Annotated in this window: 24 protein-coding genes; 9 read left to right on the top strand and 15 right to left on the bottom strand. The window is 59.3% G+C overall.

The window, feature by feature from the left end; all coding sequences use genetic code 11:
• Positions 1-16: 16 nt before the first annotated feature.
• The 3 genes from AO353_RS21485 to AO353_RS21480 all read right to left on the bottom strand — a co-directional run bounded on the left by AO353_RS21485 (position 17) and on the right by AO353_RS21480 (position 2,723).
• Positions 17-1,444 carry an FAD/NAD(P)-binding protein gene (locus AO353_RS21485; protein ID WP_054596758.1) on the bottom strand — a complete coding sequence of 476 codons (1,428 nt, stop codon included), beginning with the start codon at positions 1,442-1,444 and terminating at the stop codon, positions 17-19.
• Between the two features lie 248 nt (positions 1,445-1,692).
• Positions 1,693-1,998, bottom strand: coding sequence for a hypothetical protein (locus tag AO353_RS31130; RefSeq protein WP_146016083.1), 306 nt, complete (start codon positions 1,996-1,998; stop codon positions 1,693-1,695).
• A gap of 161 nt (positions 1,999-2,159) precedes the next feature.
• Positions 2,160-2,723, bottom strand: a complete 564-nt coding sequence (locus AO353_RS21480) for a helix-turn-helix domain-containing protein (RefSeq protein WP_054596757.1) — start codon at positions 2,721-2,723, stop codon at positions 2,160-2,162.
• On the opposite strand from AO353_RS21480, the gene AO353_RS21475 reads away from it, so the two are divergent.
• From AO353_RS21475 to AO353_RS21445, 7 genes are all read left to right on the top strand, one after another.
• Positions 2,718-3,746 (top strand): DMT family transporter, encoded by a 1,029-nt coding sequence (locus AO353_RS21475; protein ID WP_054596756.1) that lies wholly within the window; start codon positions 2,718-2,720, stop codon positions 3,744-3,746. The genes AO353_RS21480 and AO353_RS21475 overlap by 6 nt on opposite strands.
• Positions 3,747-3,991: 245 nt before the next feature.
• Positions 3,992-6,910 carry a monovalent cation/H+ antiporter subunit A gene (locus tag AO353_RS21470; protein ID WP_054596755.1) on the top strand — a complete coding sequence of 973 codons (2,919 nt, stop codon included), beginning with the start codon at positions 3,992-3,994 and terminating at the stop codon, positions 6,908-6,910.
• On the top strand, positions 6,910-7,254 hold the full coding sequence (locus AO353_RS21465; RefSeq protein WP_003202835.1) for a Na+/H+ antiporter subunit C: 345 nt from the start codon (positions 6,910-6,912) through the stop codon (positions 7,252-7,254). The genes AO353_RS21470 and AO353_RS21465 overlap by 1 nt, the downstream gene beginning before the upstream one ends.
• Positions 7,251-8,936 carry a monovalent cation/H+ antiporter subunit D gene (locus AO353_RS21460; protein WP_054596754.1) on the top strand — a complete coding sequence of 562 codons (1,686 nt, stop codon included), beginning with the start codon at positions 7,251-7,253 and terminating at the stop codon, positions 8,934-8,936. The genes AO353_RS21465 and AO353_RS21460 overlap by 4 nt, the downstream gene beginning before the upstream one ends.
• Entirely contained in the window at positions 8,933-9,421 is a 489-nt protein-coding gene (locus AO353_RS21455; RefSeq protein ID WP_054596753.1) for a Na+/H+ antiporter subunit E, read from the top strand. Before AO353_RS21460 ends, AO353_RS21455 begins: the two co-directional genes overlap by 4 nt.
• The gene (locus AO353_RS21450; RefSeq protein WP_019690998.1) at positions 9,418-9,696 is read left to right on the top strand and encodes a K+/H+ antiporter subunit F; all 279 of its coding nucleotides are present in this window, start codon (positions 9,418-9,420) and stop codon (positions 9,694-9,696) included. The genes AO353_RS21455 and AO353_RS21450 overlap by 4 nt, the downstream gene beginning before the upstream one ends.
• On the top strand, positions 9,693-10,061 hold the full coding sequence (locus AO353_RS21445) for a Na+/H+ antiporter subunit G (protein ID WP_054596752.1): 369 nt from the start codon (positions 9,693-9,695) through the stop codon (positions 10,059-10,061). The genes AO353_RS21450 and AO353_RS21445 overlap by 4 nt, the downstream gene beginning before the upstream one ends.
• 39 nt (positions 10,062-10,100) lie before the next feature.
• Here the strand turns inward: AO353_RS21445 and AO353_RS21440 are convergent, their stop codons facing one another.
• The 4 genes from AO353_RS21440 to AO353_RS21425 all read right to left on the bottom strand — a co-directional run bounded on the left by AO353_RS21440 (position 10,101) and on the right by AO353_RS21425 (position 12,485).
• Positions 10,101-10,538 carry a DUF3995 domain-containing protein gene (locus AO353_RS21440; protein WP_054596751.1) on the bottom strand — a complete coding sequence of 146 codons (438 nt, stop codon included), beginning with the start codon at positions 10,536-10,538 and terminating at the stop codon, positions 10,101-10,103.
• Between the two features lie 139 nt (positions 10,539-10,677).
• Positions 10,678-11,691: an ABC transporter substrate-binding protein gene (locus tag AO353_RS21435; protein WP_054596750.1), complete on the bottom strand. Its 1,014-nt coding sequence runs from the start codon at positions 11,689-11,691 to the stop codon at positions 10,678-10,680.
• Positions 11,692-11,810: 119 nt separating this feature from the next.
• Positions 11,811-12,014, bottom strand: a complete 204-nt coding sequence (locus tag AO353_RS21430) for a hypothetical protein (RefSeq protein ID WP_054596749.1) — start codon at positions 12,012-12,014, stop codon at positions 11,811-11,813.
• A complete protein-coding gene (locus AO353_RS21425) occupies positions 12,015-12,485 on the bottom strand; it encodes a hypothetical protein (protein ID WP_371917629.1) in 471 nt (156 codons plus the stop codon).
• A 411-nt stretch (positions 12,486-12,896) separates the two neighbouring features.
• Here AO353_RS21425 and AO353_RS21420 point away from each other — a divergent pair, with 411 nt between their 5' ends.
• Together AO353_RS21420 and AO353_RS21415 are read left to right on the top strand one after the other, a co-directional pair.
• Positions 12,897-13,088 carry a hypothetical protein gene (locus AO353_RS21420; protein ID WP_054596747.1) on the top strand — a complete coding sequence of 64 codons (192 nt, stop codon included), beginning with the start codon at positions 12,897-12,899 and terminating at the stop codon, positions 13,086-13,088.
• Between the two features lie 159 nt (positions 13,089-13,247).
• Entirely contained in the window at positions 13,248-13,478 is a 231-nt protein-coding gene (locus AO353_RS21415) for a hypothetical protein (RefSeq protein ID WP_054596746.1), read from the top strand.
• Between the two features lie 42 nt (positions 13,479-13,520).
• Here AO353_RS21415 and AO353_RS21410 read toward each other — a convergent pair whose 3' ends face one another.
• The 8 genes from AO353_RS21410 to AO353_RS21375 form a co-directional block, all read right to left on the bottom strand.
• A complete protein-coding gene (locus AO353_RS21410; protein ID WP_054596745.1) occupies positions 13,521-13,724 on the bottom strand; it encodes a hypothetical protein in 204 nt (67 codons plus the stop codon).
• Between the two features lie 135 nt (positions 13,725-13,859).
• Positions 13,860-15,083, bottom strand: coding sequence for a methyl-accepting chemotaxis protein (locus AO353_RS21405; protein WP_371918185.1), 1,224 nt, complete (start codon positions 15,081-15,083; stop codon positions 13,860-13,862).
• Positions 15,084-15,684: 601 nt separating this feature from the next.
• A complete protein-coding gene (locus AO353_RS21400; RefSeq protein ID WP_019691009.1) occupies positions 15,685-16,089 on the bottom strand; it encodes a TraR/DksA family transcriptional regulator in 405 nt (134 codons plus the stop codon).
• A 325-nt stretch (positions 16,090-16,414) separates the two neighbouring features.
• The gene (locus tag AO353_RS21395; protein ID WP_054596743.1) at positions 16,415-17,764 is read right to left on the bottom strand and encodes a carbohydrate porin; all 1,350 of its coding nucleotides are present in this window, start codon (positions 17,762-17,764) and stop codon (positions 16,415-16,417) included.
• 165 nt (positions 17,765-17,929) lie between these two features.
• A complete protein-coding gene (locus tag AO353_RS21390; RefSeq protein WP_054596742.1) occupies positions 17,930-18,952 on the bottom strand; it encodes an ABC transporter permease in 1,023 nt (340 codons plus the stop codon).
• A 176-nt stretch (positions 18,953-19,128) separates the two neighbouring features.
• On the bottom strand, positions 19,129-20,694 hold the full coding sequence (locus tag AO353_RS21385; protein WP_054598296.1) for a sugar ABC transporter ATP-binding protein: 1,566 nt from the start codon (positions 20,692-20,694) through the stop codon (positions 19,129-19,131).
• 70 nt (positions 20,695-20,764) lie between these two features.
• On the bottom strand, positions 20,765-21,691 hold the full coding sequence (locus AO353_RS21380) for a sugar ABC transporter substrate-binding protein (protein ID WP_054596741.1): 927 nt from the start codon (positions 21,689-21,691) through the stop codon (positions 20,765-20,767).
• Between the two features lie 354 nt (positions 21,692-22,045).
• The gene (locus AO353_RS21375) at positions 22,046-23,098 is read right to left on the bottom strand and encodes a Gfo/Idh/MocA family protein (protein ID WP_054596740.1); all 1,053 of its coding nucleotides are present in this window, start codon (positions 23,096-23,098) and stop codon (positions 22,046-22,048) included.
• Positions 23,099-23,180 lie beyond the last annotated feature (82 nt).

Below are 23,180 nucleotides of genomic sequence, written 5' to 3'. Positions count from 1 at the left end.
TGCGTCATGGCAACGCTCAGCGCGCCAGCTGTAGTGCCAACGCCTTGGCCTGGCTCGCCACGTCAGTCACCGCCGTGCTTTCCCACCACATTCCACGCAGGGGCGGGCCCATGGCGAACAAACGTCGGGCAACCTGCCCCTCGGCATCCTTCACCGCCCCGCTCGGATCCGCTGCGATCCCCAGCGCCAATGGCCCCGGTTTTATCAAGCCGCGGGCCAGCAGTTGCTGCGGCAAGGGTCGGGCGACCCGGCGCCAGTCGTATTCGATGCCACTGGAGTTGATCAGCGCGTCGCCACTGACCACCGTCACTTCAGACTCCCCGCGCCGACGAATGAAAATGCTCACCCGTCCGTCCGCCGAGGGCGCCAGGCCTTTGAACGAAGCGGCCTGAATTCGCAAGCGCCCTGACTGATGCAAACGCGCCACCAGCTCTGCACTCAAGGGCGGCGACCGGTGATGATGGCTTTCCCACCATGGCCGCACATGACGCACAAACTGCCGGCGTTGCACATCCGTTGCCTGGCTCCAGAGCCGCCCGATATGCGCCCGCACGGTATCCAGCGGCGCCTGCCAGTCGATACCCTCCGCCATCGCCGCACGGCAATGCCGTCGCAGTTCATGCATCAACTGACGCGGGCTGCGAATGTCGGGATCTTCGGCCAGAAAATCCACCCACGCCGGCGGTTGCCGACGCACATGCGGCAGCAAGCCGTGACGGGAAAACACTTCGATCGGTCCACGATGCCCGGCCTGCTCCAGCGACACCACGGCATCGACCATGGTCAGGCCCGAGCCGATGATCAATACCGTCGATTGCGGATCAAGCCGTGTCATGGCCGCCACATCCCAAGGATCGACGGCTGCAGCGTTCAAGCCACTGGACTCGGTTTGTGGGGTTCGCGCAGCCGGGAACAAGCCGGTCGCCAGCACCGCAAAAGCGCCGCTTAACCGTGAACCATCACTCAAGGTCAGTAATGTCGCGTGTTCATCGGTTTGCAGGTCGACCACTTCCCCGCGCACATGCTCGACGCTTGAACCATAACGCGCGCCGACGGCCTGGGCTTCGGCCAACCGCTGCTGCACATACAGACCAAAAATGCCCCGAGGCGGGAACAACTCGGCGATCGGCACCGACTGCTGATCCGACTCCGGCCAACCGCCATTGGCAATAAATGCGCTCAGCCATTGGGTCAGGTCATCGGAGTTGTCCGGATCGACACCCATCCGCGCGGCATTGCCATTCAGCGTATGGCCCAATTCAACCGCGCTATAGGCCTCGCCCCGGCCCAACTCGGCGCGAGGCTCGATCACCAGCACCTGACGCTTGCCGGGCAAACGCAGCAACTGCATGGCCAGTAATGCGCCGCTCAAGCCACCGCCGACGATCAGGATGTCAGCATTGCGGATGGCGTTTGTTGTCTGCCCGCCTGGGGTTTCAGTCATGCGGTTCTCACAGGTCTGTGTTTGTCTGAATTTATCATCAGACCTGAACAGGTTGAAGTCGATCCCATGGATGAGCCCACAAGCCGGGTGACTGGTGACTGACACAGTTCGTGAAGTGCGATACGAAACAGCGCCCCATCCAGAAATACAAACTGTTTGATTGCTGTTTGTGGAGCAATACGTGTAATTGAAAGTGCCCAGTTCCCTGACGAGAACGAGCACTTATTCACACGCTTCATACTTCCCGATCAAGCACCAACGTTTGGATGGGTCGCTACCTTAGAGTCTTGCGAATCACCATGGGTGTCGTAACGATAATAAAAACGCAAGATTTTATCCGTTAGGTAATTGAGGCTCGTTGAAATAGCAATCTCTGCTTTTTCTCCACCTGCTTTCAGCTCAACATCACCCACATGAAAAGTTCCCCGCTCCCCTTTATACCTAAAGTCAACTACCAACCCTTCTTTGCCCAGCTCATCAGTCGAATCAGGAGTTCTAATAATATAGCATCCGTTTTTTACAGCAACCGTTGGAGCTTCCAATTCACTTGACATTCTGCAGTCCCTCTCACTTAAGACGATATAAAGTTAAGATGAAATTCGGCTACCGGTTATCATCCATTGCACCGAGTAATGATTAAAAATCGTTAATGCGAAATCGTCCACTGTCAGAAATAACAGGTATGAGGACGTAATCGACGAACGGTAACGCAGTTTCAAAGCACCACATTACGCACAAACCGCGTCGCCACCGTCCCATCATTGCGATAGGCGTGAGGCCGGTTACTGGCGAAGCTGACAAACTCACCTGTCGCGAGAATCCGCTCTTCATCCCCCAGCACCAGCGTCAGGCTGCCTTCAAACACATACAGCTGTTCACTCCAGCCATCGGCATCCGGCTCCGAAACGTATTCCTCGCCAGGCTCCAGCCGCCATTCCCAGAGTTCGACTTCACGACTGGCATTCGCCTTGGCCAGCAGCACCGCTTTACTGCCGGGGATCAAGCCGGCCCACGCCAGTTCGTTGATGCGGCTCGGGTCACGCACCTCGGGGGCCTGAATCAGGTCGCTGAAGGCTACGTCCAAGGCTTCGGCCACCCGGTCGAGGGTGGTCAGGCTGACGTTTTTCTCACCGGCCTCAATGGCCACCAGCATCCGGCGGCTGACTCCGGATTTTTCCGCCAATGCGGTCTGGCTCAACTCTGCGGCATGGCGCAGGCGTCGGACGTTCTGGCTGACGTGTTGCAGGACGGAGGCTCGTTGGCCGGAATCTTTGTGCACTATATTGCTCACTCAGTAGGTTTGCGCAGTATACTGCCCAACTTCGGGCGCATTGTGCGTCCCCCTCAGGTAGCGCGCAAGGCCATGACGTCGGTGAATACTTCCAAACCCTCTGCCTTTTTCTCACGCTTCAGCAAGGCTGAATGCGTGCTGGTGCTGATCACCATGGTCTGGGGCGGGACGTTCCTGCTGGTGCAGCATGCGATGACGGTCAGCGGGCCAATGTTTTTCGTCGGCCTGCGCTTTGCTGCAGCGGCGAGTATTGTCGCGCTGTTCTCCTGGCGCAGCCTGCGTGAGTTGACCCTGTTTGAACTCAAGGCCGGCGCGTTCATTGGTGTGGCGATCATGCTCGGCTACGGCCTGCAAACCGTTGGCTTGCAGACCATTCTCAGCAGCCAATCGGCGTTCATCACTGCGCTTTACGTGCCGTTCGTGCCTTTGCTGCAATGGCTGGTGCTGGGGCGTCGGCCGGGGTTGATGCCGAGTATTGGCATCATGTTGGCGTTTACCGGGTTGATGCTGCTTTCAGGTCCTGCCGGGGCGTCGTTGAATTTCAGCTCGGGGGAAATCGCCACGCTGATCAGCGCCGTCGCCATTGCCGCCGAAATCATTCTGATCAGCACTTATGCTGGCCGGGTCGACGTGCGTCGGGTCACCGTGGTGCAACTGGCGACCACTTCGGTGCTGGCATTTTTGATGATCGTGCCGACTCAGGAAGCGCTTCCCGGTTTTTCCTGGTTGCTGCTGGCCAGCGCGGTGGGCCTGGGCGCCGCCAGTGCGGCGATTCAGGTGGCGATGAACTGGGCGCAGAAAAGCGTTTCACCGACCCGCGCGACGCTGATCTACGCCGGCGAACCGGTCTGGGCCGGTATCGCCGGGCGCCTGGCGGGTGAACGGCTGCCGGGGCTGGCGCTGTTTGGTGCGGGGTTGATTGTCGCAGCGGTGATCGTCAGTGAGTTGAGGACCAAGGGTAAAGGCGCGGTTGAGACCGCGGATGAGTTGGAGCACGAATCCGAGAGCTGACAATCGTTGTTTCGGTGGTAATTGCAATATTGCTATCGCGGGCAAGCCTTGCTCCTACAGGATCTCACCACCTGTAGGAGCAAGGCTTGCCCGCGATGGCGTCAGAGCGGTCGAATACTGCGCTTCGAAACAATGTGAATCAGGCGTTTTCAGCCTACCTTGTAGGATCCTGCCACAGCTTGGCAGTTGGTGATCAGGGGCTCGGCACGTATGATCCTTCACAAACTTCCGCAGATTAGAAGCCTATGTCCCTGATAGTTCTACTGCTTCTGCCTTTTATTGGCAGCTGTCTGGCGGCCTTGCTGCCGCACAACGCGCGTAACACTGAATCGATACTCGCTGGCCTGGTTGCCTTGATCGGCACCGTCCAGGTGGCGTTGCTGTATCCGCAAATCGCCCATGGTGGCGTGATTCGCGAAGAGTTCTTCTGGCTACCGAGCCTGGGCTTGAATTTCGTCCTGCGCATGGACGGCTTCGCCTGGCTGTTCTCGATGCTGGTGCTGGGCATCGGCACGCTGGTGTCGCTGTATGCGCGGTATTACATGTCGCCGGACGACCCGGTGCCACGCTTCTTTGCATTCTTCCTGGCGTTCATGGGCGCCATGCTCGGGCTGGTGATCTCCGGCAATCTGATTCAGATGGTGTTTTTCTGGGAGCTAACCAGCCTCTTCTCGTTCCTGTTGATCGGCTATTGGCACCACCGCGCCGATGCTCGCCGTGGCGCCTACATGGCGCTGATGGTGACCGGTGCCGGTGGTTTATGCCTGCTGGCGGGGGTGATGCTGCTCGGCCATGTCGTGGGCAGCTATGACCTGGACAAGGTCCTGGCCGCCGGCGATCTGATTCGCGCCCATGCGTTGTACCCCATCCTGCTGCCGTTGATCCTGATCGGCGCCCTGAGCAAAAGTGCCCAGTTCCCCTTCCACTTCTGGCTTCCCCACGCCATGGCCGCACCGACACCGGTCTCGGCTTACCTGCACTCGGCGACCATGGTCAAGGCCGGAGTTTTCCTCCTGGCACGGCTGTGGCCGTCGCTGTCCGGCAGCGAAGAATGGTTCTATATCGTCAGCGGGGCTGGCGCTTGTACATTGTTGCTCGGCGCTTACTGCGCGATGTTCCAGAACGACCTCAAGGGCCTGCTGGCCTACTCGACCATCAGCCATCTGGGCCTGATCACCCTGTTGCTGGGCCTGAACAGCCCGCTGGCCGCCGTCGCGGCGGTGTTTCATATTCTCAACCATGCGACCTTCAAGGCCTCGCTGTTCATGGCCGCCGGGATCATCGACCACGAAAGCGGCACCCGCGACATTCGCAAGCTCAGCGGCCTGATCAAACTGATCCCGTTCACCGCGACCCTGGCGATGGTCGCCAGCGCCTCGATGGCCGGCGTGCCGTTGCTCAACGGTTTCCTTTCTAAAGAGATGTTCTTCGCCGAAACCGTGTTCATTAATGCCTCGGCCTGGATCGAGACTACCCTGCCGATCGTTGCGACCATCGCCGGTACGTTCAGCGTCGCCTATTCGCTGCGCTTTACCGTAGACGTGTTTTTCGGCCCAACCGCCACCGACCTGCCGCACACCCCGCACGAACCGCCGCGCTGGATGCGTGCACCAGTGGAGTTGCTGGTGTTCGCCTGCCTGGTGGTCGGGATTTTCCCGGCCCAGGTGGTCGGCCCGTTACTCGCCGCTGCGGCCCTGCCGGTGGTGGGTGGAACCTTGCCCGAATACAGCCTGGCGATCTGGCACGGCTGGAACGCGCCGATGATCATGAGCTTGATCGCCATGTCCGCCGGTATCGTTGTGTACCTGCTGCTGCGTAATCAGCTCAAACGCGGGCGGTTCAAATACCCGCCTCTCATTGGCCGCCTCAATGGCAAGCGCCTGTTCGAACGCGGCCTGGTGGTGATGATGCGCCTGGCTCGACGGCTTGAGCGGCGGGTCAGTACCAAGCGCCTGCAAACTCAATTGTTCCTGCTGGTGCTGGTGGCCGTGTTGGCGGGGTTGATTCCGCTGCTGCACAGCGGCTTGAGTTGGGGCGAGCGGCCAAAGATCCCCGGCTCGATCGTCTTCGTCACGCTCTGGTTGCTGGCGATTGCCTGTGCGTTGGGCGCCGCTTGGCAAGCCAAGTACCACCGACTCGCGGCCCTGACGATGGTCAGTGTCTGCGGCATGATGACCTGCGTCACCTTCGTCTGGTTCTCGGCGCCGGACCTGGCCCTGACCCAATTGGTGGTCGAGGTGGTGACCACCGTGCTGATCCTGCTTGGCCTGCGCTGGTTGCCACGGCGGATCGAAGAGGTCTCGCCACTGCCCAGCAGCGTGCCCAAGGCGCGGGCTCGCCGTTTGCGCGACTTGCTGCTGTCGGGCGCGGTCGGCATCGGCATGGCACTGCTCGCCTACGCCATGCTGACCCGCCAGACACCGAACGATATTTCCTCGTTCTACCTCAGTCGTGCGTTGCCCGAAGGCGGCGGCAGCAACGTGGTGAACGTGATGCTGGTGGACTTCCGCGGCTTCGACACCCTCGGTGAGATCACCGTGCTGGTGGCCGTGGCGCTGACCGTGTTTGCCCTGCTGCGACGCTTCCGTCCACCGAAAGAAAGCATGCAACTACCGGCACAACAGCGCCTGCTGGCACCGGACGTGGTCACTGATCTGGTCAACCCGCGTCACGCCAGCGATACCGCGCTGGGCTTCATGATGGTCCCGGCGGTGCTGGTCCGGTTGTTATTGCCAGTTGCAGTGGTGGTGTCGTTCTACCTGTTCATGCGCGGGCACAATCAACCGGGCGGCGGTTTTGTCGCGGGCCTGGTGATGTCGGTGGCGTTCATCCTGCAATACATGGTCGCCGGCACTCAGTGGGTCGAGGCACAGATGAGCCTGCGACCGGTACGCTGGATGGGCACCGGACTGCTCTTCGCCACACTCACCGGCCTGGGTGCAATGGTCGCCGGTTATCCGTTCCTGACCACCCACACCTGGCATTTCGGGTTACCGTTGCTGGGCGAGATTCATATTGCCAGTGCGCTGGGCTTCGACATCGGCGTGTATGCCGTGGTGGTAGGTTCGACACTGCTGATCCTGACTGCCCTGGCGCACCAATCGGTGCGTGGCCACAAGCCGGGCAGCCAGCCTAAACCCATTGCCAAGCCAGGAGCTGCCTGATGGAAGAAGTCATCGCAATTGCCATTGGCGTACTGGCTGCCTCCGGGGTCTGGCTGGTGCTGCGCCCACGGACCTTTCAGGTCGTCATGGGCCTGTGCCTGCTGTCTTACGGGGTCAATCTGTTCATCTTCAGCATGGGCAGCCTGTTCATCGGCAAGGAGCCGATCATCAAGGACGGCGTGCCGCAAGACCTGCTGCATTACACCGATCCGCTGCCCCAGGCGCTGGTACTCACCGCCATCGTCATCAGTTTCGCCATGACCGCGTTGTTCCTGGTGGTGTTGCTGGCGTCCCGGGGCCTGACCGGCACCGACCATGTCGATGGCCGGGAGCCTAAAGAATGAGCTGGATGCCCCATCTGATCGCTGCACCTATTCTGCTGCCGTTGCTGACGGCCGCGCTGATGTTGATGCTCGGCGAAAAACACCGCCCGCTCAAAGCCCGGATCAACCTGTTCTCCAGCCTGCTGGGCCTGGGCATTTCCGTACTGTTGCTGCAGTGGACCCAGGCGCAAGGCGTGCCTGGTTCCATCGGCGTCTACCTGCCCGGCAACTGGCAGGCACCGTTCGGCATCGTGCTGGTGGTCGATCGCCTGTCAGCGCTGATGCTGGTGCTGACCGGGATCATTGGCGTCAGCGCCCTGCTGTTTGCCATGGCTCGCTGGGACAGCGCCGGCGCAAGCTTCCACGCGCTGTTCCAGATTCAACTGATGGGCCTCTACGGGGCCTTCCTGACCGCCGACCTGTTCAACCTCTTCGTGTTTTTCGAAGTGCTGCTGGCGGCGTCTTACGGCTTGATGCTGCACGGTTCGGGGCGCGCGCGGGTGTCGTCGGGCCTGCATTACATTTCGATCAACCTGCTGGCCTCGTCGCTGTTCCTGATTGGCGCGGCGCTGATCTATGGCGTCACCGGCACCCTGAATATGGCCGACCTGGCGCTGAAGATCCCGCTGGTGCCGGAAGCCGATCGCGGCTTGCTGCATGCCGGCGCGGCGATTCTGGCTGTGGCATTTCTGGCCAAGGCCGGGATGTGGCCGCTGAACTTCTGGCTGGCCCCGGCCTACTCCTCGGCCAGTGCTCCGGTGGCAGCGATGTTCGCGATCATGACCAAGGTCGGCGTCTACACCCTGCTGCGTCTGTGGACCCTGCTGTTCTCCGGCCAGGCCGGTGCGTCGGCATACTTTGGCGGCGACTGGCTGACCTACGGCGGCATGGCGACAATTATCTGCGCGGCGTTGGCAATCCTCGCCACACAGCGCCTGGAGCGCATGGCCAGCCTGAGCATCATGGTGTCGGCGGGCATCCTGTTGTCGGCCATCGGTTTTGCCCAGCCGAGCCTGATCGGCGCGGCGCTGTTCTATCTGGTCAGCTCGACCCTCGCGCTGAGCGCGCTGTTCCTGCTGGCGGAACTGATCGAACGCTCGCGCACCGCCATCGAGATGCCGCTGGACGATGAAATCGAAGCGCTACCGCGACCATCGCAATCTTCACCGCCGAGCAAGGGCATCAACCTCGACGACGACCAGAAAGCCGTGGTCGGTCAGGTGATTCCCTGGACCATGGCCTTCCTGGGCTTGAGCTTCATTGCCTGCGCCCTGCTGATCATCGGCATGCCGCCGCTCTCCGGGTTCATCGGCAAGCTCGGCTTGCTTAGCGCCCTGCTCAACCCGCTGGGCCTCGGCACCTCGGGGGAACAGCCGATATCGAACGCGGCATGGAGCCTGCTGGCGCTGTTGATCCTGTCCGGGCTGGCCTCGTTGATCGCCTTCTCGCGCTTGGGTATCCAGCGTTTCTGGACGCCCGCAGAACGCCCGTCACCGGTGCTGCGACGCCTGGAATGCGTACCGATCTTTGCCTTGTTGGCCTTGAGCATAGTGTTGACCTTCAAGGCCGAACCGCTGATGCGTTACACCCAGGCGGCCGCCGACACCTTGAACAATCCGCAGCAATACGTGATGGCGGTACTCGGCACCCGCGCCGTACCCAGCCCCGAAGCCAAGGCTGCGATGCAGGAGGTGCAACCATGAAACGTCTGTTCCCTGCCCCCTGGTTGTCGTTGGCCCTTTGGCTGCTGTGGCTGGTGCTGAACCAGTCCATCAGCCCGGGCAACCTGCTACTGGGTGCGATACTGGGTTTTTGCGCACCACTGATGATGCGCAAGCTGCGACCGCTGCCGATCCGTATTCGTCGTCCCGGGGTAATCCTGCGCCTGATCTTCCTGGTCGGGTGTGACGTGTTGGCGTCCAACCTCGCCGTCGCCTGGGGCGTGTTGAACGCCGGGCGACGGCCGCCACACTCGACGTTCATCAAGGTGCCGCTGGACCTGCGTGACGCCAACGGCCTCGCGGCGCTGTCGATGATCACCACGGTGATTCCCGGTACGGTCTGGTCGGAACTGGCGCTGGATCGCAGCATTTTGCTGTTGCATGTGTTCGATCTGGATGACGAAGCGCACTTCATCCAGCACTTCAAGGCGACTTATGAGCGCCCCTTGATGGAGATTTTCGAATGAGTGCCCTGCTCTCGAATGCGGTTCTGTTCAGCCTGTTCATTTTCTCGCTGGCGATGGGACTGACGCTGATTCGCCTGTTCAAAGGTCCATCGGCACAGGACCGGGTTCTGGCGCTGGATTACCTGTATATCCTCGCCATGCTGATGATGCTGGTGCTGGGGGTCCGCTATGCCAGTGACACCTACTTCGAAGCGGCGCTGCTGATCGCGCTGTTCGGCTTCGTCGGCTCGTTTGCCCTGGCGAAATTCCTGTTGCGTGGCGAGGTGATCGAATGAATGAGCTGGGTCAGTTGTCTTTGTGGGTCGAGATCCCGGTGGCGATCCTGCTGGTGGCCAGCAGCCTGTTCGCGTTGATCGGTGCCATCGGCCTGCTGCGCTTGAAGGACTACTTCCAACGCATGCACCCACCGGCTTTGGCCTCGACCTTGGGCGCCTGGTGCGTGGCGCTGGCGTCGATCATCTTTTTCTCGGCACTCCAGTCGAGTCCGGTGTTGCACGCCTGGCTGATCCCGATACTGCTGTCGATCACCATGCCGGTCACCACCCTGCTGCTGGCGCGTGCGGCGTTGTTCCGCAAGCGCATGGCCGGGGATGATGTGCCGGCTGAGGTCAGCAGTCGACGGACAGAAAGCGAGCGTTGAGCCGAAAAGATCGCAGCCTGCGATCCTGAAGATTAGAACTCACCCCCACGCAACGGCCAACAACCCCGCCCCCAACACCACACACAGCGGTGAATAGGCCCAGGTGTCGAGGCGCGCGAACTTCGACCCGGCCTGTTCCTTGAAAAAGCCGACAAGATTCGAATCACCAATCGCGCGGGCAAACATCAGCAAGGCAACTGCACTGATCAGCCATTGCATCGACCAGTGCCCGACTGCCGGCACAAACAGGCCAACTCTCAGGCACACCATCAGGGCAATCAGCAACAACCCGACAGCCACCGCCAGGGTTCCCAGTGCAGAAGGTCTGAAAGCCGGCCGCAGCCCCTCCCCTGCGCCGCCTTGTACCTGCGGCACAACGGCGTCAATGGCCCAACGACCGCCGAGCGCCCAGTACAAATGAATCAGGCTGATCAGCACAAACGCGGCGACGATCCATTGAGCAAGCACAAACGTCATGAGCAGGGTTCCGGGAATCGATGGCAGAAGAAACAGCCTAGACCAGACTTTTTGTCAGTGCGTTGTTCCACGACAATGTTGCAGTCACGCCGCATAAAATTCGCCTGAGCTCTGACCGTTCATTGATCGACCGGGTACCCTACAGACTTGCAGAGACCTTGTCTGCGACATCCTTGGGAAGCCAGGCCCGCCAGACCTCCGGGTGCGCCTTCATGAAGGCTTCGGCTGCCTGGCGCGGCGCGGTGTGCTTCTCGCTGATTTCGGCCAGGGCCTTGTTCAGAGGCCCGATAGGCAGATCAACCTTACTGAAAAACTCAGTCACCTGCGGATACTGTTTCTGGAAAGGTGCAGACACCCCAATCGACAGTTTCGAGGGCAGCGAGCGTGTTGGTTTTGGATTGGGGTTATCGGCATCGGTCAGGGTTTTCCAGGCCTCGGCATCGAACGGCGGCTCTTCCAGTTGAATCAGCTTGAAGCGTCCGAGCAATGGCGTTGGCGACCAGTAATAAAACAGCACCGGCTTGCCACGGCGAATGGACGAGGTGATCTCTGCGTCCAGCGCCGCGCCGGAACCGCTGCGAAAATTCACATAGCTGTCCGTCAGGCCATAGGCCTTGAGCTTCTGCTTGTTGACCACTTCCGAGGTCCAGCCGATCGGGCTATTGAGAAAACGTCCCTTGCCGGGGCTTTCCGGATCGCTGAAGACATCCTTGTAGCGCGGCAAGTCCGACACGCTGCGCAAGTCCGGCGCCAATGGCTTGATGCCTTTGGCCGGATCGCCCTTGATCACGTATTCCGGCACCCACCAGCCTTCGGTTGCGCCTTTGACCGTATCGCCGATACTCGCCACCTTGCCTTCAGCCTCGGCCTTGACCCAGACCGGACTGCGACCGGCCCACTCTTCGCCAATGACCTGAATGTCATTGTTGGCCAGCGCAGTTTCCAGGGTGATGGTGGTGCCCGGCAAGGTATCGGTCGGCAGGCCGTAACCCTTCTCGACAATGATCCGCAAAATGTCGGTGATCAGACTGCCGCTTTCCCAGTTCAGGTCAGCGAAGTGGATCGGCGCCGGGGCGGCCATTACGGTCACGGGCGACACCAACAAACCAACAGTGGCTAGCAGACTTCCCAGTAGCAGTCGAAACCCTTTCATGCGTTGCACCTCGTGCTGTTCACAGCCATGGCAGGACGGCTTTGCGCACAAAGGCCGCGCACCTGCGAATACTCAGTCAACTGACTGTAGTAGAGGTTTGTGCGTTCGAGGTCCAACGATCAACTTTCAGAAGAGTCCTGCAAGTGCTGCAACTCCCTTCGCACCATGCTGGCGTACTCCGCCGGACGCAAGGTGTAGATCTGCGATGCCACCCAGCTTAGCCAGGCGCCCTGCAGAACAGCCCTCTGAGCGAACAGGCGCTGGGCTTGTGCACGAGCACTGTCGAGGTTTTGCTCATGGAAGTCGGCCCGGGACAGGCTCATTTATTCGCTGGCCTTGAACGTTATGAGCTCGCCCTTGCGCCACTTGGCAGCTTTGCCGGTTACCGCTTTCAAGGTTTTGGTCAGGCCTTCCTGTAGCTGTTGGTGAGCAGCAAACACCGTCACTACGCTATGGCCTTCCTTGAACAGAATGGCGTGGCCGTCTGCCGTGGTCACAAATGCGTAATCACCGAGGCCGTAGACCGTCAGTTTGATCTCGCGAAACTTGATTTCGAATTTCCCACCTTCGCGACTCGGCAATACCGCTGCGCGGAAATGATCGCCGACCTTGAGTTCCAGGCGAGGCTTGTCGTCCACCACCAGCGCCGACTCGGTGTCGATCTCGGCGACGTAAATACCTTCAGGGGTCTGCTCGGTGATGTAAACGAAACGTGATTGAAACTGTTTGACCAGCTTTGCGCGCAGATCACCCAGCACAAACAAAGCATGCATATCGAGATTACTTACTGCCAAGGAAACATCCCCACATCTGAAAATGACGCTACCTGCAGAAAAAACAGGCAGCAGAAAAACGGTCATACCGAAAATGTCGCAACAATGACCCAAGCTGAAATCGTGAAGCGAGCAGAAAGCTCCTTCATCGCAGGGTAGGAAAAGACTACTGGAGTGCCCATCCTCCCGTCTTCCCTGGCGGTCGTCAGATGCTGAAGGAAATCGCCCTTCTAACGGCCAGAGAATACTGGACTATCTACTTTAGGGAGAAAACTCCTTAAAAAAAGCACTTTTCTGACATATCGCCAGAAAAAAATTGCTTTAGATAAGCATGAACCTCCAACCCGTGGAGGCGATTCTAGAGCAGCCATGCGCCCCTAGACTACCTAAAGCGACGTGTATCCGTCGGCAAACCATAGAAAAGGAATTCATATGAGCACGCTGACCCTCCCCGCCCAGCACACAAACACCCCGACCTATAGCCCTCACCTGCGTTATCAGGTGGTTCTGGCGGGTAAGCGCTTTTTCCATATCAAAGAAACCGCTACAGGTCGTGTAAGAGGCTTCCGTGGTGACCACAACGAAGCCTGCGCCCTCGCCAGAAACCTCGAAACCCGCTTCTGACACCCCGGATGGTGTTTGCCTGCACTGTCGTTTCGTCACACCGATGACTTAACTGCGCCGCCAGCAAGCAACAACTGCCATACTGCCCGACCATTGAAACTCAGCCCCTTCGGCGGGCTGCGTTGAAAACAACAGAATAATTTCCAAGGGAAGGCGTACGTGACGGAATTTGATATCGGCGAATTTTTTATTTGGGGCGAAGCCAGAGAAGTCGACGGCGAATTCCAGGCTGTCATTGTAATGCGCGCCAAGCCGCCGCTGACCACCGTGACTTACCACCAGGTCGAGAAAGACCGTTGGTTCAAAACCACGGACGTCGCTGCAGCCGCGGCCATGGAATCTGCCAAAGCGTTGAAGCTTGCTGTTGATGGAGGCGCACTGAAAGCCTGATCGACAGGTCGCGACTTGAGCAGACTCATTAGCGAAAACGATTTAATGCAGGCTGTCGGGCTTTTCGGCGTTCAGTTGCGCCAACCAGGCAGCTTTACATTCCTCGGCCTCATTACGGCTTGAGAATGCAGTGCCACGTTGCTCGCCATTGAGCAAGACGACCCAGCACACGCTTTGCCCCGCTGCCCGCAATCCGGCAGGCACGCCACTGCCAATCATCACCGCCACATCGACTTTGCTTTGCATGAGAGCACCTCGGAATTTTTCATTAGCTTCCTAACAATGTAGAAATGTTAATGAGTCCCGCTCACTGGAAATAGCCGCCTGCCTGCACAATTTCCTTGCATAACCGGTAACAATCACATGTCCCCGGGACCAGCCTTACCGTGGGCTTTCAGGTTTGTAACCCAACCGCAGTCCACCCCAATGCCGCCCTTTGAGCATGATCGGAACCGACAAGTCATGCATCAATTCGCCCGTATCACGAGTATAGGTCTGAAGTAATACAGGCTGTTGATGGCTGCCACAGCGAATACCGGTACGGTCACTGAATTTGCGTTTGGTGCGGTTCTGCAACGCGTCGATATCTACGTCGCCGGTCAGCGGCTGACTGAAGATCGCATTGTGTGTCGGTACGTAGCCTTGCTGGGTGCAGGCGATCGCAAACACCAGACCTTCATGACGCTTGAGCAAGGGTTCCTGTATCCCCGGCAGCACCTGATCGGCGTAGCGATCAAAACGGGTCTGGAACTTGGTCGGCGCCGTGTTGGGAATTGCCTGATAGTTGCGGTCGAACAGGTCCTCCAGACTGATGCGCCCCTGGTCGATGTCCTGCGCGAAACGCTCAGCGATCTGACTGGCACCTTCGCGTGCCAGGTCATAGATCCGTTGGTGGTAGTCGTCCAGTCCGACCTCGGCGAGGCGTTCACTGATGGTCTCGGCCTGCCCCTCCATTTGCACCGCCGCTTGCGCCAGGTGCCGGGTTTGCTGATCACTGACTGCCAGATCGCTGCGCATCTGTTCGACGGCATGAAACAGACTGTCCAGTTGTTGGTGATTGTTACTGGAACCACTGGCGATCTCACCGACCTGGGCTTCAACCCCGGCGGCCAGTCGGGCAATGTTTTGCAATTGTTGCCCGGTGTGCTCGACTTGCTCGACACCGCTGTTCAGGTCGCTGGACAACTGACGGATCTGCTCGACCACCTGCGCTGTGCGCTGCTGGATGTCGGCCACCATCAACCCGACCTCTCCCGTAGCGGTTGCAGTGCGCCCGGCCAGGCCGCGAACTTCATCGGCAACCACTGCAAAGCCACGGCCATGCTCTCCGGCCCGCGCCGCCTCAATCGCCGCGTTCAGCGCCAGTAGATTGGTCTGGCTGGCGATCGTCTGGATCACCAGCGTCACTCGCTGGATGTCTTCACTGCGCACACTCAGGGCTTCGATCAGCTCGCGACTGTCGTTGGCGCGCACACTGAGCTGGTGCATTCGCGTGATGGATTCGGCCAGTACGGTGCTCCCCAGGACACTGCTTTGGTGGGCTTCGCTGGCGGCGCTCAAGGCTTGCTGGCTGAGTTGTGAGGTCGCCTTCTCAGTCCCGATCATGACTTCGGCACTGCTGACGATTTGCGCGGCGGCATCGAGTTGCGACTGCAGTTTGCCGGCCAGTTGCTTGACCGAATAGGCCACGCCAGCGGCAGACAACGCGTTATGACTGGTGGAATAGGACAGATCGCGGGTCAGTTCGGTGATCGCACTGGACGCGTCGGCGACGGGAACGTCGACGATTGCCCGCGAACGCAGGCGGGGCAGCCAGATAATCAGCACCGCCACCGGTAAACAGAGGTAAAGCGGCCAGCCGCCGAGTGCCAAGGCGCACAGCAACAGCATCAAGGCGGCGCTTTGCAGCGCAGGCATCAACCAGCGCGCATCCGTCTTGGGTGAAACCCGTGATTGCGCCGCTGCGCCAGCCAAAGATCCGTCGCGTGCCATGTTCGTTACCCCACTGCGTTTTCTATTTGTTGTGTCAGCATTAAGCGCCACTAGAAGGCCATTATCTATGGTCCATTAGTCGCGGTGCTTGCAGCAGATCAATAGAAGTGCGGGGATATTTTCCGGGCGGCAAAAAGCTTCGCGGGCAAACCTGCTCCCTCAGGTGAAGTGTGACCTGTGGGAACGGGCTTGCCCGCGAATGGGCGCTACTGAATCAGGCCTGACGCTGGTGCTTGTCGATTTGCTCGTGACGCTCTTGAGCTTCGATGCAGTACTTGGTGGTCGGGCTGATCAGCAGGCGTTTCAGGCCGATTGGCTCGCCGCTGTCGTCGCACCAGCCAAAAGTGTCGTCGCCGATACGTTCCAGCGCTCGTTCCAGCTGAGGCAGCATGCGCTGATCGCGATCAATGGCGTTGACCAGCCAGGTGCGCTCTTCTTCGACCGAAGCCGCGTCAGCCGGGTCAGCCGGGGTATCCAGGCTCTCAATGGCGATGCGGTTCTGTTCGATGCGCTCGTGGGTTTCCACTTTCATGGCTTGCAGCAGCTCGGTGAAAAAAGCCTGTTGCTCGGCATTCATGTAGTCATCCGCCGGCATGGCCAGCAACTTTTCCTTTGTCATTGATTTCTCTATAAAAAATACGTGCATTAAGGCGAATCAGGGAGCTTTCCGGTCGACCCGCAAGGCCTCGGAAAGGCGCCGTACATTCCAAGCGCCACCCGGCACTCAATTTACGAGGGGCGGCAGTCTAAGGCCGACTTGCAACCTCAGCAACTGAAAAGACAGGGAATTTGTCCGACACAGCCCTTAAATTGCTCTATGGCAAGCTTTGAGGCGCTTATCGGAGTGCGTTTATAGCAAGAAATTCAATCGAGCGGCTGTATATAGAAGACAAACGGCTACGCCACGCTTGCCTGCGTGGCGTAATTCACCGCAAAAAGTGCCTTTAGAACACGGTTTCGACCTTTATCCCGCCGATCACCGCCGAATCGACTTCACGTACACCACCGGGGTAACGCACGTATTGCAGGTTCGGTCGCACGGTCAACCAATTGGTGACATGGAAACCGTAATACAGCTCGGAACTGTATTCGCTGTGCTGCAGCGGGATACTCGCCGGGTCGTTGTAGTCGGTCGCGCCGTTGACCTGATTCTGCAATTGCGCGCGCTCGCGGTAGTCGCTGTTGGTGTGAACCCGCGCGACACCAAAGCCGATCGCATCCTTGGGCCGTGAATCGAATGGTCCGGTGTAAACCATCCCCGCCTGCATGAAGTTGTCGACCTGGTTGGTGTCCTTGTCATGCAGCGTCAGGTTGGCGAACAGCGACAAACCTCGGCTGGCATCGCCGTTATGGCTGGTGATCTGCTGCTGGGCCACCAGCCAGTAACCGGACTTGCTGCTGTGAGACTTGAACGCGTTGCCAGTCAGTGGTTGCGGCTGGCCGTTGACGCCCTTGAGCACATCGTCGGCATTCGCGGTGCTGTAGTAGTAGCCGACCCGGTATTCGCCCGGCAGCCCCTGGACTTTCGGCGACCAGACCAGCTCTACCGGGAATATCGTGCCCTTGGTGCCGCTGCCATCAAGCTTGAAGCCGTTGCCGACTTCCAGGTTCGAGGGGTTCTGGTTGTAGGCACCGACCTGCACGAATACTTCAGGATTGAGGCTGTACTTGACCCGCCCGGCCAACTGACTGACCGGCCAGTTGTACCAGATGCTGCCAGCCCAGTTGCCGACCTGGGAACCGCAGAAGGTCAAGCTCTGGAAGTCGCAAGGGAAGCTGTTGAAGTCTTCGCCGGGACCAAAGCGACCGACCTTGATGTCCAGCGCGCCGTCGTCGAGAAAGCCCTTGCTCAGCCACAACTGGGTCAGGCGCCAGGTCTGGCCACGACCGTAGACTTCCTGGGAGGAGTTGTAACCACCCACGCGCGGGTCGGCAATCCGGTCGTTGGTCAGGCTCCGACCGTCGCGCTCGGTGATCGCCATTTTGAAGGTCGCGTGCTCGAGGCCCATGGCCTTTTGCAGATCGACCTTGAGCCCAAACACGAACTGCTCGGTCCAGCGCGCGGTCTTGTCGTCGTTGTAGCCACCCTTGAGGTTGCTGGCAAATTCACCGCCGTGCTCCAGCTGAATGTCGTAGCCCTTTTCCAGCCAGTCGGTGCGCAGACCGCCCCAATCGCCAGTCAGCCATTTCGAATCGGCCGAAAACGCATCCGCCGCCAGGCAGTGTCCTGCGCTGCCCATGGCTGCCAGCAGCAGGCACGGTGAAAGGTACAAGGTTGATTTTCTTACGCCCATGGCAAAGCTCACCTTTATTGTTATCAGGAGTTTTTTACGACGATTAAATGGGGGGACTGCTGTGTAGGAGCAAAGCTTGCTCGCGATGGGCGTAATGCAGTTTACCTGTTACACCGCGTTATCGTTCATCGCGAGCAAGCTTTGCTCCTACAGGGGCGGGGACTTTCAGCGCTTGAGTTTGCGCTTGTTGCGGTATTGGTCGATGACCACTGCGATCACGATGATCAGGCCTTTGATGATGTCCTGGATGTAGGCGTCGACGCCGACAAAGGTGAAGCCGCTGGCCATTACCCCAAGGATCAGCGCGCCGATCACCGTGCCGGTAATGCGCCCCACGCCACCCGCCAGGCTGGTACCGCCGATCACCGCTGCGGCAATCGCGTCCAGCTCATACGACATGCCCATCCCGGCCTGCCCGGTTGCGGCACGGGCCGATGCCACCACACCTGCCAGCCCCGCCAGCAACCCGGCGATGCTGTAGACGATCACCAGATGGCGTTTGACGTTGATGCCGGAGGTGCGCGCCGCCTGCATGTTGCCGCCGATGGCGTAGGTGTATTTACCGTACTTGGTGTAGCGCAAGGCGATGTGGAAGATCACCGCCACCACCAGAAAGATGATCACCGGCATCGCGCCGTGGCCGATGGCCGTGTAGGAATCCGAGAGCATGCTCACCGGCTGGCCTTCGGTGTAGTAACGCGCCAGGCCGCGGGCCGAGACCATCATGCCCAAGGTGGCAATGAACGGTGGAATCCCGGTGACGGCAATGATGCTGCCGTTGATTGCCCCCGCCAACAGCCCGACCCCGAGCCCGGCAATCACCGGAATCCACACCGGCAGGTCAGTCAACGACGGAAACACCGCCCGGGCGAAATCCGAGGTCTGCGCCAGGCTGGCGGCGATCATCGCCGATAAGGCCAGCACCGAACCCGATGACAGGTCGATACCGGTGGTGATGATCACCTGGGTCACGCCAATCGCCAGCAAGCCGATAATCGACACTTGCAGGATCATCAGGACCAACCGCTGGGAGTTCATCAAAAAGCTCTGGTCGCGCACGATCCAGCCGAACATTTCAAAGACCAAACCAATGCCGATCAGCACCAGAAAGATACTCAGCTCGGTCGGTAAGCGCCGACGACTCTTGGCCGGTGCCATTGCAGGCTTGTTTTCCAGTATCGCGTTCATAACCACTCACCCTTCAAATGAAATCCGGCATCGAATACAGACCTGTGGCGAGGGAGCTTGCTCCCGTTCGAGTGCGTAGCGCCCGCCAGATCTACGGTATATCCGAGACATTGGGGCCGCTCCGCAGCCCAGCGGGAGCAAGCTCCCTCGCCACAGATACGGCGTTCACCCTTGACTTAATGGCGTACAGACATGCCCGAGGCCAGTTGCATGACCCGCTCCTGGGTCGCCTCGCTGCGGTCGAGCGTGCCCATCAGGTCGCCCTCGTGCATGACCATCACCCGGTCGCTCATGCCGAGCACCTCCGGCAGCTCCGACGAAATCATGATCACCGCCATGCCTTCGCTGGCGAGATAGGAGATCAGTCGGTAAATCTCGGCTTTGGCGCCGACATCGATGCCGCGGGTCGGTTCGTCGAGAATCAGGATTCGCGGGTTGGTCATCAGCCAACGGGCGAGCAAGGCTTTTTGCTGGTTGCCGCCGGACAAGGTATCGATGCACTGTTCCAGCGACGGGGTTTTCACCCGCAGCTTCTTGCACATGTCTTCGCACAGGGCGCGCAAGGCTTTTTGCTGGATAAAGCCGTTGCCGGCGTAATGCGGCAGCACCGCCATTTCCATGTTTTCCAGGACCGACAGGCACGGGAACAGGCCACTGAGCTTGCGATCCTCGGTAAGCAACGCAAAGCCCTTCTCGATGGCCATGTGCGGATCGCTGATACGTACCGGCTGGCCATCGAGACAAATTTCACCACCGTCGCTGGGGGTGATGCCGAAAATCGCTTCGGCGACGTTGGTCCGGCCCGACCCCATCAGCCCGGCGATGCCGAGGATCTCGCCAGCATGCAGGTCGAAGGAAACGCCCTTGAAGACGCCGTCCAGACGCAGGTCACGCACCGACATCAACAGATCGCCAATCGGTTTCTCGCGCACCGGGAACAACTGGCTCAGTTCACGCCCGACCATCATCGAGATCAGGCTGTCGCCGTCCATGCTGTCGGCCCGTTGCAGGCCAATGTAAGCGCCGTCACGGAACACCGCGACTTCGTCAGCGATGCTGAACACCTCGTTCATCTTGTGGGTGATATAGATGATGCCCTTACCCTGGGCCTTGAGGTCGGCAATGATCGAGAACAGGTGGGCGACCTCCTTGTCGGTAATCGCCGAGGTCGGTTCGTCCATGATCAGGATGTCCGAGTCGTAGGACACTGCTTTGGCGATCTCGACCATCTGCCGCTCGGCGATGCTCAAATTGCCGACCTGTTCTTCCGGGTCGAGGTTGATCCGCAGTCGCTCCAGCAATTGCGCCGTGCAGCGGTGCATTTCCCGGTGGTCGATCATGTGGAAACCGTTGAGCTGCTCGCGACCGATCCAGATGTTCTCGGCGATGCTCATGTGCGGCATCAGGTTGAGTTCCTGGTGGATCATCGCGATCCCGGCCTGCAAGGCTGCCAGCGGTGTATCGAAGGTCACCGGTTTACCGCGTAGACGCAGCTCACCGGCATCCGGCTGATAGATGCCGGCGATGATTTTCATCAGGGTGGATTTGCCGGCACCGTTCTCACCCATCAAGGCCAGCACCGAACCCGGACGCACCCGCAGCTGGACATCGGACAACGCCACCACACCGGGGAAACCCTTGCTGACGTTGATGATCTCCAGCAGGTACGGCTCATCGACAGGTATGGCGTTTGGCTGGACACCCACCAACGGGATGCTCGAAGCAGTCGCTGAAGCGAACATGATCAGGTACTCCATCAGCAAGGTTGGCAATGCCACCTTGCGTGCTTATTGTTGTTTTTGAACGGACTGACTATTTGAACTGGTCAACGTTTTCCGGGGTGATCAGGCGATACGGCACCCACACGGCTTGCTCGACCGGCTCGTTCTTGGCCATCTTCACGGCGGCGTCGATGGAGTCGACAGCCTGGCCATTGGCGTCCTGGAACACCGAGACCGCCAGATCACCTTTCTTCACGGCGCGCAGGCCGTCGGGAGTACCGTCGACACCGGCGATCAACACACTACCCTTTTCCACGCCGGCCTGTTTCAAGGCCATGGCCGCGCCGATGGCCATCTCATCGTTATTGGAGACGATGGCGTCGAATTTGCGGCCCTGGGTCAGCCAGTCGTTGACCAGTGTCATGCCTTTATCGCGTGACCAGGTACCGGTCTGCTCTTGGTCGATCTTGATGCCCGGGTATTTGGCCAGCACCTCTTTGACGCCTTTGGTGCGGTTGGTGGTGGAGTTGTTGGCGAGGTCGCCGAGCAGGATCACGATGTCACCCTTGCCTTTCATTTTTTCGGCGAGGTACTGCATCTGCATCTGGCCGGCTTCCAGATCATTGGAGGCCACGGTAATCACACCTTTGGGCAGTTTCAGGTCATCCGGACGACGGTTGACGTAGACCAGAGGAATTCCGGCCTTGACCGCCGCTTCGGTGATTTTTCTGGTCGCGGCGGTATCCACCGGATTCACCACGATGGCGTCGACTTTCTGGCTGATGAAACTTTCGACCTGGCTCAGTTGCTTGACCACGTCGCTGCGGGCGTCTTCGAACTGCAGTTTGACCCCATCGGGCATGGACTTGGCTTGCTTGTCCATGGATTCGCGCAAGTAGGTCAACCAGGTGTCATCGAACTGGGACATGCTGACGCCAATCCTCAGGTCAGCGAGTGCAGCACCGCTGGCAAGCATCAGGGACAGGGCAAGCGAGGCGAAACGGATCTTGGTCTTCATGAAAAGTCTTTCTCCACATTCTTGTAGGTTTTATGGATAAGGCGCGGGACGAATTCAGTGAGTGGGCAAGCGAACGATCGGTGCGCCGGGAATGCAGCACACCAAGGCGCCCTTGCGTTGAACGCAAAGGCAACCGGAAAGGGAAAGGGTTTGAACACGAGGCAGGAACGCGTTACGTAAAACGTGCAGAGCAGAGCTGAAGGTTTTCATCGACGGCACCTATCGTTGTTTCTTGTTTTTGTTTCGCCCTCCCCGCACTCAAGGCTGGCTTGAGGTCGATCGGGACGTTGATAGTCGGCAACCTGGAAATGACTTTATTGGAATTTAATTTCCATATCAACTCATTTTAGAATTTTATTCTAATTTTATTCCATGACCGCATGCAGGCTTCATTTCAATCGCCTGATGGCGTTCGAAACTCAGCCGTGCGGCGTCTAGAACGCGGGTGGTCGCCAGTGCATCACGGGCCTCGACCGGCAATGGGCCAGCGCCTTGCAACGCGGTTTGCAGCTGTAAATAGAACTGATTCCAGCAACCACGCTCAGACGGAATCCGCTCGCGCTCTTCACCGTGCTCGAACCAGCCCCAGCGTCGATGCTCTTCAACGCCCCAGCGATCACCTTCGGACGTTGGCGTCAGCCCGGCCAGCGCCAGGGCCTCTTGTCCGTCCAGACCGTCGACGCTGTAGCAACCTGCCGTACCGTTGACCCGAAAACGCGGCCCGGGATTGTTTTGCAGGCAACTACCGCTCAAGTGCGAGGTCACGCCATTGGCATGGGTCAGCGAGAGGAAAAAGCCGTTGTCGAAAAGCTGCTCCTGATTGAGGTAGTCCAGCTCGGCATAAACCCGCGTCACCGGTCCGAACAGTTGCAACGCCTGATCCACCAGATGACTGCCCAGATCGCGCAGGAACCCACCGCCGCTGCCCTTGCCCACTGACTGCGGCGAATAGCGTTCTACGCTGGACTCAAAGCGCGTGACCTGACCCAGTGCTCCGGATTCGACGAGTTTGCGTACCGTGAGAAAGTCCGAGTCCCAGCGCCGGTTCTGATAGACGCTGAGTGGGACCTTGCGCTGCTCGGCAGCGGTTACGAGCGCTTCGGCCTGCTGTGCATCGGCAGCGAAGGGTTTGTCGCAGACCACCGCTACCCCGTACTCAATCGCTTCGAGCACCAGCGCCGCCCGCCCTTCCAGCGTGGTGGAAATCACCAGCACATCGACCCCGACTTCCACCAACTGGCCAATGTTGTCGAAGGCCGGGACGCCGGGGTATTCAGCCGCCAATAGCTGACGACGCTCGGGGGAACGCGTCACCACGCCGACAAAAGTCGCCGCTGGCAAGCTACTGATCAACGGCGCATGAAAAAACCGGCCACCGTGGCCGTAACCGACAAGTCCGATTCGCATGAAGCTTTCCTTTTGGCGCTGAACAAAACGGGGAATAAGATCAGACATCAATCCTGTGGCGAGGGAGCTTGCTCCCGCTGGA

The organism is Pseudomonas fluorescens (assembly GCF_001307155.1).
GTDB classification, from domain to species: Bacteria; Pseudomonadota; Gammaproteobacteria; order Pseudomonadales; family Pseudomonadaceae; genus Aquipseudomonas; species Aquipseudomonas helvetica.
Note: the sequence above shows the minus strand (reverse complement) of the source record. Positions and strands in the feature narration are given on the sequence as shown.

Coding starts and splice junctions, on each gene's coding strand:
- AO353_RS21380 (WP_054596741.1), bottom strand. CDS start 21,691: ATGAAGACCAAGATCCGTTTCGCCTCGCTTGCCCTGTCCCTGATGCTT.
- AO353_RS21445 (WP_054596752.1), top strand. CDS start 9,693: ATGAATGAGCTGGGTCAGTTGTCTTTGTGGGTCGAGATCCCGGTGGCG.
- AO353_RS31130 (WP_146016083.1), bottom strand. CDS start 1,998: ATGTCAAGTGAATTGGAAGCTCCAACGGTTGCTGTAAAAAACGGATGC.
- AO353_RS21435 (WP_054596750.1), bottom strand. CDS start 11,691: ATGAAAGGGTTTCGACTGCTACTGGGAAGTCTGCTAGCCACTGTTGGT.
- AO353_RS21405 (WP_371918185.1), bottom strand. CDS start 15,083: ATGATCGGGACTGAGAAGGCGACCTCACAACTCAGCCAGCAAGCCTTG.
- AO353_RS21465 (WP_003202835.1), top strand. CDS start 6,910: ATGGAAGAAGTCATCGCAATTGCCATTGGCGTACTGGCTGCCTCCGGG.
- AO353_RS21440 (WP_054596751.1), bottom strand. CDS start 10,538: ATGACGTTTGTGCTTGCTCAATGGATCGTCGCCGCGTTTGTGCTGATC.
- AO353_RS21455 (WP_054596753.1), top strand. CDS start 8,933: ATGAAACGTCTGTTCCCTGCCCCCTGGTTGTCGTTGGCCCTTTGGCTG.
- AO353_RS21385 (WP_054598296.1), bottom strand. CDS start 20,694: ATGTTCGCTTCAGCGACTGCTTCGAGCATCCCGTTGGTGGGTGTCCAG.
- AO353_RS21395 (WP_054596743.1), bottom strand. CDS start 17,764: ATGGGCGTAAGAAAATCAACCTTGTACCTTTCACCGTGCCTGCTGCTG.
- AO353_RS21460 (WP_054596754.1), top strand. CDS start 7,251: ATGAGCTGGATGCCCCATCTGATCGCTGCACCTATTCTGCTGCCGTTG.
- AO353_RS21420 (WP_054596747.1), top strand. CDS start 12,897: ATGAGCACGCTGACCCTCCCCGCCCAGCACACAAACACCCCGACCTAT.
- AO353_RS21400 (WP_019691009.1), bottom strand. CDS start 16,089: ATGACAAAGGAAAAGTTGCTGGCCATGCCGGCGGATGACTACATGAAT.
- AO353_RS21470 (WP_054596755.1), top strand. CDS start 3,992: ATGTCCCTGATAGTTCTACTGCTTCTGCCTTTTATTGGCAGCTGTCTG.
- AO353_RS21485 (WP_054596758.1), bottom strand. CDS start 1,444: ATGACTGAAACCCCAGGCGGGCAGACAACAAACGCCATCCGCAATGCT.
- AO353_RS21450 (WP_019690998.1), top strand. CDS start 9,418: ATGAGTGCCCTGCTCTCGAATGCGGTTCTGTTCAGCCTGTTCATTTTC.
- AO353_RS21410 (WP_054596745.1), bottom strand. CDS start 13,724: ATGCAAAGCAAAGTCGATGTGGCGGTGATGATTGGCAGTGGCGTGCCT.
- AO353_RS21375 (WP_054596740.1), bottom strand. CDS start 23,098: ATGCGAATCGGACTTGTCGGTTACGGCCACGGTGGCCGGTTTTTTCAT.
- AO353_RS21430 (WP_054596749.1), bottom strand. CDS start 12,014: ATGAGCCTGTCCCGGGCCGACTTCCATGAGCAAAACCTCGACAGTGCT.
- AO353_RS21390 (WP_054596742.1), bottom strand. CDS start 18,952: ATGAACGCGATACTGGAAAACAAGCCTGCAATGGCACCGGCCAAGAGT.